The sequence below is a fragment of the Vibrio sp. J1-1 genome, assembly GCF_021728395.1.
Classification (GTDB): domain Bacteria; phylum Pseudomonadota; class Gammaproteobacteria; order Enterobacterales; family Vibrionaceae; genus Vibrio.
The window spans coordinates 126,892-141,500 of the sequence record NZ_JAKKCM010000003.1 but is presented as its reverse complement, the minus strand read 5'-3'; the positions used below and the strand labels follow the sequence as shown (position 1 = coordinate 141,500).

13 protein-coding genes are annotated in these 14,609 nt (G+C 45.6%); 7 read left to right on the top strand and 6 right to left on the bottom strand.

Going from position 1 to position 14,609, the window contains the following annotated elements; genetic code table 11:
- Positions 1-29 precede the first annotated feature (29 nt).
- The 4 genes from tilS to L3V31_RS05520 all read left to right on the top strand — a co-directional run bounded on the left by tilS (position 30) and on the right by L3V31_RS05520 (position 3,198).
- Entirely contained in the window at positions 30-1,346 is a 1,317-nt protein-coding gene (gene tilS / locus L3V31_RS05535) for a tRNA lysidine(34) synthetase TilS (protein WP_237315131.1), read from the top strand.
- Positions 1,347-1,405: 59 nt separating this feature from the next.
- Entirely contained in the window at positions 1,406-1,717 is a 312-nt protein-coding gene (locus tag L3V31_RS05530) for a cytochrome c (protein WP_237315130.1), read from the top strand.
- 175 nt (positions 1,718-1,892) lie between these two features.
- Positions 1,893-2,231, top strand: coding sequence for a nitrogen regulatory protein P-II (gene glnB / locus L3V31_RS05525; protein WP_014232746.1), 339 nt, complete (start codon positions 1,893-1,895; stop codon positions 2,229-2,231).
- 106 nt (positions 2,232-2,337) lie between these two features.
- Positions 2,338-3,198 (top strand): endonuclease/exonuclease/phosphatase family protein, encoded by an 861-nt coding sequence (locus L3V31_RS05520; protein WP_237315129.1) that lies wholly within the window; start codon positions 2,338-2,340, stop codon positions 3,196-3,198.
- Between the two features lie 145 nt (positions 3,199-3,343).
- Here L3V31_RS05520 and L3V31_RS05515 read toward each other — a convergent pair whose 3' ends face one another.
- From L3V31_RS05515 to gloB, 3 genes are all read right to left on the bottom strand, one after another.
- Positions 3,344-4,030, bottom strand: a complete 687-nt coding sequence (locus tag L3V31_RS05515; RefSeq protein ID WP_237315128.1) for a YIP1 family protein — start codon at positions 4,028-4,030, stop codon at positions 3,344-3,346.
- The gene (locus tag L3V31_RS05510; RefSeq protein ID WP_237315127.1) at positions 4,027-5,607 is read right to left on the bottom strand and encodes a LysM peptidoglycan-binding domain-containing protein; all 1,581 of its coding nucleotides are present in this window, start codon (positions 5,605-5,607) and stop codon (positions 4,027-4,029) included. The genes L3V31_RS05515 and L3V31_RS05510 overlap by 4 nt, the downstream gene beginning before the upstream one ends.
- Before the next feature lie 252 nt (positions 5,608-5,859).
- Positions 5,860-6,618, bottom strand: coding sequence for a hydroxyacylglutathione hydrolase (gene gloB / locus L3V31_RS05505; RefSeq protein WP_237315126.1), 759 nt, complete (start codon positions 6,616-6,618; stop codon positions 5,860-5,862).
- A gap of 37 nt (positions 6,619-6,655) precedes the next feature.
- Here gloB and L3V31_RS05500 point away from each other — a divergent pair, with 37 nt between their 5' ends.
- A complete protein-coding gene (locus L3V31_RS05500; protein ID WP_237315125.1) occupies positions 6,656-7,411 on the top strand; it encodes a class I SAM-dependent methyltransferase in 756 nt (251 codons plus the stop codon).
- On the opposite strand, the gene rnhA is transcribed toward L3V31_RS05500, so the two are convergent.
- Positions 7,408-7,872, bottom strand: coding sequence for a ribonuclease HI (gene rnhA / locus L3V31_RS05495; RefSeq protein ID WP_237315124.1), 465 nt, complete (start codon positions 7,870-7,872; stop codon positions 7,408-7,410). The two genes, L3V31_RS05500 and rnhA, sit on opposite strands and share 4 nt — an antisense overlap.
- Positions 7,873-7,931: 59 nt before the next feature.
- On the opposite strand from rnhA, the gene dnaQ reads away from it, so the two are divergent.
- Together dnaQ and L3V31_RS05485 are read left to right on the top strand one after the other, a co-directional pair.
- Positions 7,932-8,654 (top strand): DNA polymerase III subunit epsilon, encoded by a 723-nt coding sequence (dnaQ, locus tag L3V31_RS05490; RefSeq protein ID WP_237315123.1) that lies wholly within the window; start codon positions 7,932-7,934, stop codon positions 8,652-8,654.
- An 8-nt stretch (positions 8,655-8,662) separates the two neighbouring features.
- Positions 8,663-9,913, top strand: a complete 1,251-nt coding sequence (locus L3V31_RS05485) for a TIGR03503 family protein (RefSeq protein WP_237315122.1) — start codon at positions 8,663-8,665, stop codon at positions 9,911-9,913.
- A 92-nt stretch (positions 9,914-10,005) separates the two neighbouring features.
- Here the strand turns inward: L3V31_RS05485 and L3V31_RS05480 are convergent, their stop codons facing one another.
- On the bottom strand, positions 10,006-11,769 hold the full coding sequence (locus tag L3V31_RS05480; protein WP_237315121.1) for a SulP family inorganic anion transporter: 1,764 nt from the start codon (positions 11,767-11,769) through the stop codon (positions 10,006-10,008).
- 182 nt (positions 11,770-11,951) lie between these two features.
- On the bottom strand, positions 11,952-14,396 hold the full coding sequence (gene fadE, locus L3V31_RS05475; RefSeq protein ID WP_237315120.1) for an acyl-CoA dehydrogenase FadE: 2,445 nt from the start codon (positions 14,394-14,396) through the stop codon (positions 11,952-11,954).
- Positions 14,397-14,609: the final 213 nt, after the last annotated feature.

The window sequence follows — 14,609 nt, the reverse complement described above, 5'->3', positions numbered from 1 at the left end:
AACCCTTTTTTGTCTCGATCGGATTGCTTATGGAATCGCTTTATCAGCATTTTACACAATTACTTACTGCCAATTACCAGCCTCAGACGAAAGTTGTCTTAGCGTTCAGCGGAGGCGTGGATTCGCGTTTATTGCTGGCGCTACTAAGTCGCTATCAGCATGAATACGCAATACCATGCCAAGCGGTATATGTTCACCATGGATTAAGTATCAATGCGGACGACTGGGCTGATAAGTGTAAAGCTTGGGCAAAGCAAGCGGGTATTTCTTATTCAACAGAGTATGTACACCTAGATATTCATAATGGCGAAAGCATTGAATTACTTGCCCGCGAAGCGCGTTACCAAGCGTTAGCAAAATATATTGAGAGCGGCGACCTTCTTCTCACTGGGCAACACGCCGATGACCAGATTGAAACCTTTTTTTTAGCTCTTAAACGTGGGAGCGGCCCTAAAGGACTGTCATGCATGGCAGAAAGTGCGCCTTTTTCTGTTGGCACTTTAATTCGACCATTACTGACGACCCGCCGTGAACAAATCGAGCAAATTGCACACTCGTTAAGATTGGAATGGGTTGAAGATGAAAGTAATCAGGATACTCGCTACGACCGAAACTTTTTGCGTCACTGCGTGGTGCCCGAGTTGTCTCAGCGGTGGCCGAGTCTTCACCAAGCCGTACAACGCAGTGCGTCTTTATGTGCTCAGCAAGAAACGTTATTAGATGAACTACTTAACGACGTTTTTTATCGTGCGTTGCAAGCAGACCTCAGCCTGGATATTGCAGAGTTAGCATCACACAGTGAACTTGCCCGCGCTCGTTTGATCCGTATGTGGTTAGCGAAGCAGAACGCTCAAATGCCAACTCAAGTGCAGCTTGGCCTGATTTGGAAAGAAGTGGCGTTAGCCCAACAAGATGCCAACCCAAAGCTTAAGTTAAAACAGGGCGAGGTTCGTCGATTCCAGAATAAGCTGTACTGGGTCTGCGACAAACCAGATGTTGCCGGTTGGCAGGTTAATATTCGAGTCGATTGTGCGCTTGTGCTTCCTGAAGGTTTGGGTGAACTCACGTTAAGTACCACAACCGAACACCCCACTATTGCTCTACCGCCGCAGCCGGAACTGTTGAACGTCACGTTTAATCCTGAGGGGTTATCTGCACATCCAGTGACGCGTAATCACAGTCGTAAACTAAAAAAACTGTTTCAAGAGTACCATGTACCGAGCTGGCTACGTCGCCAGATACCGATCCTTATGTATCAAGATCAGGTGGTTGCGGTAGCCGACTTGTTTGTTGATAAGACATTTAGTGGTCAAGACTGTGAGCTAATTTGGCGTAAGCCTGTGTAATTCGTGACACAATCTTTAGCATAAAACGCACTTCTAAATAAAAATGATCAGGTGAAGCAATGAAGAAAGCAATCATGGGCGCAATGATGGCGCTAAGCATGTTATCAGGACAAGCATTAGCCGCGGGCGATGTCGCAGCTGGGCAGGCAAAATCGGCAGTGTGTGCTGCATGTCATGGTGCGGATGGTATGGCAATCATTCCAGGGTATCCAAATTTGAAAGGGCAGAATGCTCAATACATCATAAGCTCTATCAAAGCTTACAAAAATAAAGAACGTACAGGTGGGCTTGCTCCAGTTATGCAGGCACAAGCATCACTGCTTTCTGATGATGATATTGCCAACTTGGCGGCATACTACTCTAGCTTATAGTCGTTACCTAGAACTCACGATACCCAAAACCAGAACAATGTTCTGGTTTTATAATTTTCGTTCTAATAAATTTCATCAAACTCAAGATTTTACGATACCAAAACGAGACAAAGATTGAATGTTGTAAGACGGTAAACGATAATATCCGCATACGATTAAAGCTTAAGGGATGAACATGAAGAAGATTGAAGCGATTATCAAGCCATTTAAACTGGATGATGTTCGAGAAGCGCTAGCTGAAGTTGGCATTACAGGGATGACCGTTTCTGAAGTCAAAGGTTTTGGTCGTCAGAAGGGTCACACGGAATTATACCGTGGTGCAGAATACATGGTGGACTTTCTGCCTAAAGTGAAATTGGAAATCGTAGTTACTGAAGATGTAGCAGACAAATGCGTTGAGACCATTATTGAAACCGCTCAAACTGGTAAAATTGGCGATGGTAAAATTTTCGTCACTGATGTTGAGCGTGTTATCCGCATTCGTACTGGTGAAGAAGACGAAGACGCGATTTAACATTTCACTACAAATTTATTTTTGATTAAGCTAAAAGGGAGCCTGATATGGCTCCTTTTTTATTCTATAACCGTCAGTCAGGTTAAACACATTCAGGTACGCCTTTATGCTTAAGCGTTTTGTTCTGTCGATAGTCTTTTTTTTCATGGCCGTTGTTCTGGGTTTTCATATCATTTTCACGGTTCCAGACCGTCCGCAAATTATTACACAAACAGGCGAAGAGATTACTGAAGATATTCAATGCATCGAGTTTAACGATTCGCAAGTGTTAGATGATCAGGGTGAACTCAATGTCTTGATTTGGAATATTTACAAGCAGGGCAAAGACAATTGGCAAAGTGCACTTGATACGCTTTCAACTGACAAGCAATTGTTATTACTGCAAGAAGCCAGCATGACTGAACCGTTCAAGCGGTGGCTGGTGGACGGTGACTGGATGAGCAATCAAGTGAGTGCTTTTAAAGCACTGGGAAGTGGGGCTGGCGTTATAAACATTGCGCAAAGATTACCCGAGAAAGCTTGTGCTTATACTTCCACAGAGCCTTGGCTTCGTTTACCAAAATCCGCACTCTACAGTCAGTATCGTTTGAGTAACGGCAGTATTCTTGCTGTCGTTAATATACACGCGATTAATTTTACCGTTGGAACGGATGAATACCGCTCTCAAATAGCAGCATTGGAAGGGTTGCTTACCCAGCACCCCGGGCCAATTATATTTGCTGGTGATTTTAACAGTTGGAATGAATATCGTCTGGAAGCCATGAAGCAAGCGTTACAGAAAGCAAACTTACAAGAAGTGTCATTTTCACCGGATCACCGAACCCAGTTTATTACTGGTCAGCGTCTCGACCATGTGTTTTATCGAGGGCTTGTGCTCAAAAACGCGAAAGCGCCGCAGAGCGACGCTTCCGATCATAATCCATTACTGGTCTCGTTTACCCTAGACAATACCAATCACAGTGAGTAAATGGTCGGAAATAGCGTAGGAAAAATGCTTGAGAACAAGGCGGAGTTTTCCAATTAGTAGTCCGTCTACAATTGAAAATTACAACGCTGTTACCGAGTATTTTAACAGGCTAGGGCGGCCAGTTATTTACTAAGATTGGTATCTTTTAGGTTACGACGATATAAAGCGCCCAAATGACGTAAAACATTACCCATGGCAGACTTGCGATAACCAAAGCTTGTCCACGTTCAAACTCTGTCCAGGTCAGTACAACGCCGTAACCTAAAACGATGTACCAAGGTAGCAGCAATGGCAGTGAACTTGCGAAATGAGACCATTCATTGGTTAGCGGCAGTTTCAGCAGGCCATTGAGGCTGTTGAGATCGGCAGCGTATGTCATCACCTCACCATGTTTGAGTATCAAGCTCGCGTAGCTTGCAACATCACCAAGCACCGCTGGAAACAGAATCGCACAAGCTGCGGCGAACCACTTCCAATAGCCGTACTGCTGTGTACTGGCTTTAGTCGCGAGGAAAAACCAAAAAGCGAGTAGAAGCAGGGTGGCAAATCGGTTCACCACATCATTGATGATCGCGCTCGCCATTAACGTGTTTGGCTCCAACAAATCGATCTGCTGAGGATCGATTTGTTGTAACTGTGGGGTGAGCTGTTCACTTAGCCAAGTGAAGTCTACGTTAGAGAAATACGCTCCCCAGAACAGAAATGGGCTGACCATCAAAAGAATAAAGGGTTGCCAGCCCCAACCACCACGTTGGTATAACGCTAAAAAGCATGAGGTAGGTGAACGAAATACATCCAACAACATCACAAGCGGATTGCTTGATGGGCTCATACACTTACCTTAGTGACGTCAACGTACAACTTAAGCTTTTGACCTGGCTGTAGGTATTTTTTCTGTTGGAGAGAGTTCCATTTCACAATGTCAGTACTCTTCACTTTGAATTTGCTTGCGATACCGCTGATCGTGTCGCCAGAACGAACATTATAGAACACCGTACGAATGACTGAGTCAGACGCCGCTTTCTTCCAAATGACGATCTTTTGGCCCTTTCTTAACGTGTCCTTTGGTCCCATGCCATTCCATTTAGCAAGAGATTTGTACGACACGCTATTGTCACGAGCAATTGACCACAAGCTTTCACCAGATTGCACTACGTGCGTCAGCTTAAGCTGGCCGCGCGCTTTAGATTGTGTTTTGCTTAAGCGGTTGTTCGCCGATAATGCGTATTTCGAGTCATCTTTGGTGGATGTCGGGATCAGCAGATGTTGGCCGATACGGATATTATCACTAGACAGACCATTCGCACGGCGAATTACTTTCGTCGTTGTGCCATATTTACGTGCCAAAACACCGAGCGAGTCACCCGATTTTACCTTGTAGCGAGCAACTTTAACGCCTTTGCCACGGTTCTCTGCTACCTGAGCAAGGAACGCATCTTTCTTTTCGATCGGGATCAGCAGTTTTTGTGGACCGTTCGGTGACGTAGACCACTGGTTGTAAGCTGGGTTGTAGCTTTGCAGCTCTTTGACACCGATGCCTGCATAGTCAGCTGCGATCGCGAGATCGAGTTGCTCTTTAGGATCTACGAGTGCTAATACCGGCTTGTTAGGGATAGCAGGAATATTAAGACCATACTTATCCTGATTTGCGACTACATCAGCAAGCGCTAAGAGTTTAGGTAAGTAGCTGCTGGTCTCTTTAGGTAAATCCAAAGAGAAAAAGTCAATTGGCTTACCAAGGCTCTTGTTTTTGCGAATAGCTCTGGATACACGACCGCCACCGCTGTTATAGGCTGCGATAGCATGCTCCCAGCTACCATCAAACTGCTTGTTCAGCTGAACTAGGTAGTCTAATGCCGCTTCAGTCGAGGCTGCTACGTCGCGACGTCCGTCATACCAGTAATTTTGTTCAAGCCCCATCATTTTTCCGGTACCTGGAACAAATTGCCAAAGGCCTGCTGCACTACCATGTGAGTAGGCAAAGGCATCGAACGAGCTTTCAACTACTGGCAATAAAGCCAGTTCCATCGGTAAACCTCGTTTTTCGATCTGCTCAGCGATCATGTACAGAAATGGTTCTGCACGTTGTGAAACTGTTTTAAGATGGTTTGGGTGTTTTAGATACCAAGTACGGTAGTAATCCACCTTTTTATTGTGTGGGATGTCCATTTCAAGCTGCATGGCGATACGTTGCCATACATCTTCTTGTTCCTGAGGAGAAAGCACCTTTGGTGTATCTTTGACAGTTTTTGTCAAAGATTGCTTACTTTTTGCTTGTTCTTTAGCTGCTTTTTGTTTAGCAGCTAGCTCTGATTTGTTGGTCTCTGGTGTTGACGTTGTTGAATCTGGAGAGGTCATCTGACAACCAGAAAGCAATAACGCCAAAGCCAAACTGTACTTCAAACGCATGGATTCAGCCTATTTAGGGCCTTTTTATCTTCTCCAGCCTGTCGCGTAGCAAGTGCTACGTGGCAATCGCAAGATAATAGACATATTTCTTTAAACACTAATAAAAGAGGTCAAAACCTCTGAATATGCAATGGGTGGACATAAAATTAGACTTATATTCTTCCCAAAACGCAGAGAAGCGCCGAAAGCGCCTCTCTGAAAAATCAATCCATGATAATACTGGGGTCTTGTAAACTTACAAGTAAAAATTGGTTAAAATTCGTTCTTCCACACTCTTAATGCCGTAAAAACAGAGCATGGATCGTCATTTTTTATGCGATTCGTCACAGACTTAATGACTTCTGGGTGATTGGTTCGCAAAAATGGATTGATCCATTTCTCTTGACGTAACGTGGTTGGCAGGGTAGGGATGTTCAATGCACGTAGTCGGTTTACATCATCGCGGTACTGGCGAAGCTTCTCATTGTCTGGCTCGACAGCAAGCGCGAACGCTACGTTGCTGGCCGTGTACTCATGCGCGCAATAGACTTGGGTTTCATCAGGAAGCGCGGCGATTTTACTCAGTGAATCAAACATTTGTTCTGCTGTGCCTTCAAAAATACGACCGCACCCTGCAGAAAATAGCACATCACCGCAAAACAATTTGCCATCACCAACATAGCCTATATGACCTAGCGTATGACCTGGTAAGCCCAGCACCATAAAGAGTTCACCGAACAGCTCTAATTTGTCACCTTCTTCCATGGGCGCGGTTAACGTTGGGATAGGCTCTGCTTTAGGGCCGACAACGGTAACGTTAGGAAATACATGAACTAAATCTGGAACACCACCAATGTGATCATTGTGGTGGTGCGTAATCATGATCGCTTCTAAAGTTAACTCGTTAGCTTGTAAATAGTTTAATACAGGCTTTGCATCACCCGGATCAACAACGGCACAACGTTTATCGCTATTTTGTATCAGCCAGATGTAATTATCATTAAATGCGGGTATGCTTTTGATCTCTAACACGATTCGTTCTCCGTCACCCATTATAGTTAGGTGGTTAATGAAACCAGCACTCAGCAACAAAACTATACCACACCCGTCAACTTGGTCCGATCTGAATAATGGACCTTGGGTACTTGAGTCAATCCAAACTCGGTTCGATGAGTGGTGTCCGAAACTCTTCGGTTACCACATGCTCAAACTGGGCGGGTTGAGCTGTGAGCTAACCAGCAGTAATTGTAACATTCAACACCAAGTTAACGTAGATATCCAGAACCCGTTGCATAATGTCGTCGCGGATGGTTACGAATTGCCCTTCTTGGAAAAAAGCTTTGATGTAGCAATTCTGGCTCATCAGCTAGACTACGCAAGAGATCCTCACCGTCTGCTAAGAGAAGTAGACAGAGTGATGATGGATGACGGCTATCTGATCATTACTGGCTTTAATCCATTTAGTTTTACTGGCTTAGCGAGTCTGTTTCCATGGCGTAAAAACAATTTGCCTTGGAGTGGTCGAATGTTCTCATCTAACCGTGTTCAGGACTGGCTGGGGCTGCTTAACTATCAGGTAATCCATCGTGATCGTTATGCACTTTTCCCTATGACACGCTACCGCACAATGTGGACTTGGTTTGAAAATAGTTTAGGGGAATGGGCATCGCCAGCGGGCAGTTTGTATTACATCGTTGCGCGTAAACGGACATACCCTCTCAAGCCAATCAAGCCGCACTGGCGTTTAAAGAAAAAACTCACGCCACTTGGGATCATGAATCGAGAGGGGGCTGGAGTGAAAAAGATATCAAGTGAGAAGCGCTAAGAAGCTTGATAGCCAGTATCTTCTTCAGTCGGGTTTTCAGCCGCTGTTCGGGCTAATTCATCACAGATTTCGTTTTCTCTGTGGCCTGCATGACCTTTTACCCAATGCCATTCTACTTGATGGCGGGCCGTTTCTTTATCGAGCGCCTGCCATAAATCTGCGTTCTTCACCGGCTTTTTATCCGCTGTTTTCCAACCACGTTTTTTCCAGTTATGAATCCACTGCGTAATGCCTTGTCGGACATATTGGCTATCGGTTGTTAATGAGACTTCGCAAGGCTCTTTTAGCGTTTGCAGCGCAACAACTGCAGCAAGCATTTCCATGCGGTTGTTAGTCGTTAGGTTATAGCCTTTAGATAGTGTCTTTTCCACATCTTTGTAGCGTAAAACGATGCCGTAACCACCCGGTCCTGGGTTACCTAAACAAGATCCGTCAGTGAAAATCTCAACGTGTTTGGTCATATTTTTTGGTACTATTAGCCGAAACATTTATTAAAGCATAGTCTGACACATATAAGCTTATGAATACCAGCAGCAATTCTGAATATAATCGCATTGTGGTTCTCGATACTGAAACCACAGGTATGAACCGAGAAGGCGGTCCTCACTACATGGGGCACCGTATTATTGAGATCGGTGCCGTGGAGATCATAAACCGCAAGTTGACCGGGCGTCACTTCCACGTTTACCTAAAGCCTGATCGTGAAATTCAGTCAGAAGCGGTTGAGGTTCACGGTATTACAGATGAGTTCTTAGTCGATAAACCGGAGTATGCCAGTGTGCATAAAGAATTTATCGATTTCATCAAAGGGGCTGAACTGGTTGCCCACAACGCGCCCTTCGATACTGGCTTTATGGACTACGAGTTTGAAATGCTCGATCCGAGTATCGGCAAAACGAATGATTTCTGTAAGGTGACCGATACCCTTGCTATGGCGAAGAAAATCTTCCCGGGCAAGCGAAATAACCTCGATATTTTATGTGAACGTTACGGCATTGATAACTCGCACCGGACACTCCACGGAGCTTTGCTCGATGCGGAGATTCTGGCTGACGTTTACTTATTTATGACGGGTGGCCAAACAAGCCTTGAATTTAACGCCAACAAACACGAAGGAGGCGTAGAAAGCGTTCGCCGAGTCGAGGGAAGAAAAGCGCTAAAGGTTTTGCGAGCAAGTGCCGATGAATTAGATGCGCACCAGAAAAGGTTAGAGCTGGTGAACGACAGTATTTGGCTTCAATAGGAGAAACTATGCTGAGGGCTTTGTCGGTTGCTATCCTGGCAATCTGGAGTTGTCTTGCGAGTGCAGCGAGTGAAACTACGATGTCTCTATTAGATAATCGTTTTCGTGTCGATCCTAGTATTGAGCAAATCACATTTCTGGTCCATCGCGAGCAAAGTTCTCAACCCGTTGTCTTAGTTCGCCCTGACGGTAAAAAATACTATGCTTGGGGGGCTTACGATAATGTTCGTTGGTATCAGGAACCTGCACTCGATATAGTGTCGATCGATCAACCCATGCCGGGCCCATGGCAAGCGGTGGGTAAAGTCACACCTAAAAACAACATTCGCTTAATTTCTCATTTGAAGTTAAGCACAGACGCTTTTCCGAATCATTTGTACCACGGTGAAGCGCTCAAATTTACCTCACGACTCACATCAGACGACAAACCACTTGTGTTAAGAGACTTTCTCGACCGAGTAAATCTCCAGGTCACCTTTACCAAGTTTGTTGAAAACGAAGATGAACTGATTAACGAGGAGCGACCTGTTCCATTAGTGATTGGTGATTTTCAGGATGATGGCCGAGATTTGGATGAGCGAGCTGGCGATGGTGTATTTACCGTTCAGTTGCCTATTGAAGTTCAACCGGGAAAATATCGTGCACGTATTGTATCGGGTAACGGCGTCTTCTTGCGTGCTGAAGAGCAGGTGGTACTTGTCTATCCGAATCCTATTTCGCGTACCTTTATTCAATCTCGTGAACAAAGCCAACCTCATCAGCTGGTGGTCAGTGGAGAGCAGGGTATGATTGCCCCGGGTTCCATCTTAGTTAGCGTGGAAAAAAGTGCGCCCGATGGTTTTAAGGTCTACGGACAAGGTCAAGTTTCTCAAGATGGTCTAAAAGCTACGCTGAATTTAACTAACGATTCTGAGCTGGGTAAGCACTCATGGCGTGGCAATATCTTTGCTACCGATTTTGCTACTCAACGCCCGCTGATTTTTCCAATTCAGGAGCAGACATTCAGTGTGGTTGATGACGTTGATTTGGAGGCTGCGCGTAAAGCCAAAGAAGCCGAACTGGCCGAGCAGCACCGAATCGACATGGAAAAGCGCATCCTTGCTGAACGTGAAGCAGAACGCAAGCGTAGTATGTTGATTATCGCAGTAGGCAATGTGGTGATGTTAATTGTCGGTATCTTATTTTGGCTGGTATGGCGCAAGCTAAAAGCCAAAAGAGAAGCCAAACCTGAAATGCAGCTGCAAATGCCAAAGAATTAGAAAAAGCGGAACCAATTGGTTCCGCTTTTGGTTTGGCTAGCGTTAGAATCACTGACGTCACTCTGAATGTATATTGATGAACAAGGTAAGTATTAAGCTACTTCGGGAATCGGCTTCGGAGTTTGTTCCAAATCGGGTTCTTTTTGTACGGTTGGAACTTGCCCTTCGCCAACGGCGCTGATGTAGCATCCGCTGAGTTTGATGGCGAGATACATATCGGCACGCAGTAAGATTCCGCCCTCGCTCGTGCTAATACCGGTTAGTTCACACCATTGTCGTAAGCGTCGTTTTCGGCCTGCTAGAATCAATCGTATACCTCGTTTCTTCAGCATTTCATGAAGATCTGACAGCGTTGCCATCACGCTTAAGTCAAGGTGAGTAAAGCTGGATACGGCGTCTACCACGACACAACTGACGTCTTTTGTATGTTCTGCTTGTTCCAATACCCGGCGTTTAAAATAAGGGGCGTTAAAATACGTCAGTGGTGAGTTAAACCGGTAAATCACCATCCCTGGTATCGGAGTTGCTTTACCTGTGCCATCGACAGTTCGTATTGTGCCTTTCTCATCTAAGCCGAGGATTTGGTCGCTTGGGCGCATGACAATCCGCAAAAATTGAAACAATCCCAAAAGCACTGCCAAAGTAATTCCTGGAATCACGCCTATGACCAATACGGATATGAAGGTGATGCTCGCAAGATTGAAGGCATCTTTGTCCCGCTGGCGCAATGTCCATATTGCTTTTATATCAAGTAGTGATAATGAAGCGATGATCAATACCACGCCAAGTGAAGCGATAGGGATAAACTGTAAAGGTTCATAAATAAAGACCGCAATGACCGCGATAGTGAGCGCCGCAATAATAGAAACCAACTGTGATTTACCGCCATTGGCATCGTTCACAGCGGTGCGAGAGTCCGCACCACTAATAGCAAAACCTTGTGAAAATGCCGACGCGATGTTGGCAAAGCCTAATGCTCTGAATTCTTTGTTTGGGTCTATGTCATAGCCGTTTTTTGCTGCGAAGCTACGTGCAGTGAGCATCATGCTCACAAAGCTAACGATAGCAAGGTTCAAAGCCGGGACCACCAGTTCACGCACCTCCCCCAGTTCAAACCTTGGTGTTTGAAACTGGGGAAAGCCACCTTGTGTAATACCTACCACTGAAACGCCTATGTCTTGTAAGTGAAGTAACCAAACAGAGCCAGTCGTGACCAGTATGGCAAGCATGGCTGCTGGCCAGGCTGGACGAAAGCGCTTAGTTACCAGATAAACTATGACAGTGGTAATACTTAACGATACGGTAGGCCAGTGAAGTTCGGTTAAGCGTTGAGGCGCTTCCCATAAACGCTCCAATAGATAGCGTTGTTCGTATCTCCAGCCGACAACTTTAGCAAATTGGCTGACAATGATGGTCAGCGCAACGCCGTTAAGTAATCCAAGGAGGATTGGGCGGGAGAGAAAGTCCGCAAAAATGCCTAACTTAAATCGGCTCGCCACTACACACCAAATACCCGTCATGGCGGTCATGGTCATCACTAACTGCCAGTGTTTGGTTGGGTCGCCAGCAGCAAGCGGAGTGACAACAGCGGCAATCACCGCACAGGTGGCCGCATCTGGACCAACAATGAGTTGTCGTGAAGTGCCCATTAAGGCATAAACTAACATCGGTAACACACATGAATAGAGTCCGACAACAGCAGAAACACCCGTTAATTGTGCGTAAGCGATTGCGACAGGTAAGGCAACGGCAACAACAGAAAAAGCGGCTCGAAAGTCATTAGTGAACCATTCACGCTGATAATGCTTAAGCTGAACTAGACCAGGGAACCACTGCGAGAATAATTTTTTGGCCACAGATGCACCCCTAAAAAATGGTTTATTTACAGTAAAGTATACATCGTTCTGTTACTACGTCCGTGAGCTATTTATCACTCAAAAGCGCGTAATCGTCTTTTCAATGCCAATCTAAGTCCAGAATATAAAAAAACCGAGAGCCATTTGGCTCCCGGTTTGCTTATTACAACGGCTTTATTTTCTTAGGCAACGCTGTCCATCTGAGGATAATACGGCTTTGCTGCCAGTTGTTCTGGCTCAAAGTCATCGACATTGATGGTATCCAAACGGTGCTGCTCTGCTTCGCGCAGAAGTTCCGCTTCTTCCTGAGTGATAATGCCTTGCTCTAATCCTTCCTCCGCAATCATATCCAAGCGTAAGAAAGGACGACGTTTACCTTGCGCTTTACATACTTTGTCGAACACGGGCTCTGCTTGCAGAATCACAGATAATGCTAATTCAATCTTGCCTGCTGGGTTATGTTCTGTCGGTACCAGATACTGACCACGACCGATGCGTGAACGCGTTGCGCTAGGTGTTTGCAAAATACGCGCTACTTTGCTGTCGAGTTTGTCACTTGGTGCTTTGCGTACACGACCAAACGGCATGATCAAGGTTCGAAGTGTACGAGCGATTACTTTGTTCGGGAAGTTAGCCAAAAACTCATCAACGGCAGTTTCTGCTTGCTTCAAGCTGTCTTGCAGAGCCCAGTGAACCAAAGGTAAATCTTCCACTGGACGGCCATCTTGTTCAAAGCGTTTTAGTGCCGCTGAACTTAAGTAAAGTTGACTAAGGATGTCACCAAGACGAGCAGATAGGCGCTCTTTACGTTTCAGTGAGCCGCCAAGCACTGCCATCGAAATGTCTGACAGAAGTGCTAAGTTAGCACTGTAACGGTTGAGTTGTTGGTAGTAACGCTTAGTCGCGTCTTTGGTTGGTGCTGATGAACCCAAGCCATCGCTCAAACCAAACCAAATACTGCGTACAAGGTTACTCATGGTGAAGCTCACGTGACCTGCGAGTGCTTTATCAAACTGCTCAATAGCGTTACTTGCGTTAGAGTGCGCTGCATTCATCTCTTCCAGAACGTATGGATGACAACGAATTGCACCTTGACCGAAGATGATCATCGAACGGGTCAGAATGTTCGCGCCTTCAACCGTCACGGCGATAGGTGCACCTTGGTAGCCACGAGCCAGGAAGTTTGAAGGGCCAATACAGATACCTTTACCACCGACGATATCCATAGCATCAATGATGCTCTGTTGACCACGATGGGTGCAGTGGTACTTAACGATTGCAGAAATAACAGACGGTTTCTCACCAAGGTCGATACCAGCCACGGTTAAGTTACTTGCTGCGTCCATCACATAAGCGTTACCACCGATGCGTGCCAATGGTTCTTCAATGCCTTCCATATGTCCGATAGGCTGTTTGAACTGACGACGAATTCTTGAGTAAGCACCTGTTGCCAGTGCTGCTGTTTTAATGCCTCCGGTTGAGTTTGAAGGAAGTGTGATACCACGGCCAACAGACAAACACTCAACCAACATACGCCATCCTTGGCCTGCCATCTTCTGACCACCGATAATGAAGTCGATAGGAACGAAGATATCTTTGCCTCGTGTTGGACCGTTCTGGAATGGTACGTTAAGAGGGAAGTGACGATTACCTATCTCTACGCCTTTAACCTTAGTAGGGATTAGCGCACAGGTAATACCGAGATCTTCTTTGTCGCCAAGCAGACCCTCAGGGTCACGCAGTTTAAAAGCAAGACCAAGCACAGTTGCCACAGGAGCAAGCGTGATATAACGCTTATTCCACGTCAGGCGCATGCCCAATACCTCTTTGCCTTCCCACTGACCTTTACACACCACACCGTAGTCGGGTATAGATCCCGCGTCGGAACCTGCTTCTGGGCTAGTTAAGGCAAAACATGGGATTTCTTTACCTTCGGCTAGACGAGGGAGGTAGTAGTCCTTTTGTTCTTCTGTACCGTAGTGTTGGAGTAGTTCACCAGGACCTAAAGAGTTAGGTACACCAACAGTAGAAGATAAAACGCCGGAGACACCTGTCAGTTTTTGTAATACCAGTGATTGCGCGTAAGCAGAAAACTCTAGACCACCGTATTTCTTCTTAATGATCATGGCAAAGAATTTTTTGTCTTTCAGGTATTGCCAGACTTCAGGCGGCAAGTCGGCCAGTTCATGAGTCACCTGGAAGTCGTTAACCATGGCACATACTTCGTTGACGGGGCCATCAAGGAAAGCTTGTTCTTCCGAGCTGAGTTTAGGTGCTCGAATAGCATGCAGTTTTTGCCACTCAGGTTTACCCTTAAAGAGTTCAGCTTCCCACCAGACCGTACCTGCATCTAAGGCTTCTTTCTCAGTTTGAGACATAGCTGGGAGGACTTTTTTGAAAGCAGCTAAAGCCTTACGACTGATTAGTGACTGACGAATGCCTGGTACGGCAAATATAGCGATGGCAAGGGTGTAAATTGCCCAGCCCCAAATGCCTGCAGAACCAGCGATAGTCAGCACTAACATAGCAGCGGTTAGAAGGCTGACGGATTTTACGAGTGACATTCGGTGATAGAGCGTAAAGCCTAAGACGATTGTCATCGCAACGATTGAAAGCAAGATGTCCATATGTGTTTTCCTTTTCAGACTTTATAAGTGTTGTATGTCTGTTTTCTGATAAGAGGTCTAACCAGTTCTCCTAATTGTAATCAATATATTAATAAAATGTAAAACCCAAGGTTGAGTAAAAAGCGATCTAAGTAGAGTAATAATTCTAAAAATGCGATTTGGGTGCTGTTATATTGAGCAAGTTACTAAGTTTATTACTGCTACCAATCCAAA

Coding starts and splice junctions, on each gene's coding strand:
- glnB (WP_014232746.1), top strand. CDS start 1,893: ATGAAGAAGATTGAAGCGATTATCAAGCCATTTAAACTGGATGATGTT.
- L3V31_RS05485 (WP_237315122.1), top strand. CDS start 8,663: ATGCTGAGGGCTTTGTCGGTTGCTATCCTGGCAATCTGGAGTTGTCTT.
- rnhA (WP_237315124.1), bottom strand. CDS start 7,872: ATGACCAAACACGTTGAGATTTTCACTGACGGATCTTGTTTAGGTAAC.
- L3V31_RS05510 (WP_237315127.1), bottom strand. CDS start 5,607: ATGCGTTTGAAGTACAGTTTGGCTTTGGCGTTATTGCTTTCTGGTTGT.
- fadE (WP_237315120.1), bottom strand. CDS start 14,396: ATGGACATCTTGCTTTCAATCGTTGCGATGACAATCGTCTTAGGCTTT.
- L3V31_RS05520 (WP_237315129.1), top strand. CDS start 2,338: ATGCTTAAGCGTTTTGTTCTGTCGATAGTCTTTTTTTTCATGGCCGTT.
- L3V31_RS05515 (WP_237315128.1), bottom strand. CDS start 4,030: ATGAGCCCATCAAGCAATCCGCTTGTGATGTTGTTGGATGTATTTCGT.
- dnaQ (WP_237315123.1), top strand. CDS start 7,932: ATGAATACCAGCAGCAATTCTGAATATAATCGCATTGTGGTTCTCGAT.
- L3V31_RS05530 (WP_237315130.1), top strand. CDS start 1,406: ATGAAGAAAGCAATCATGGGCGCAATGATGGCGCTAAGCATGTTATCA.
- tilS (WP_237315131.1), top strand. CDS start 30: ATGGAATCGCTTTATCAGCATTTTACACAATTACTTACTGCCAATTAC.
- L3V31_RS05500 (WP_237315125.1), top strand. CDS start 6,656: ATGAAACCAGCACTCAGCAACAAAACTATACCACACCCGTCAACTTGG.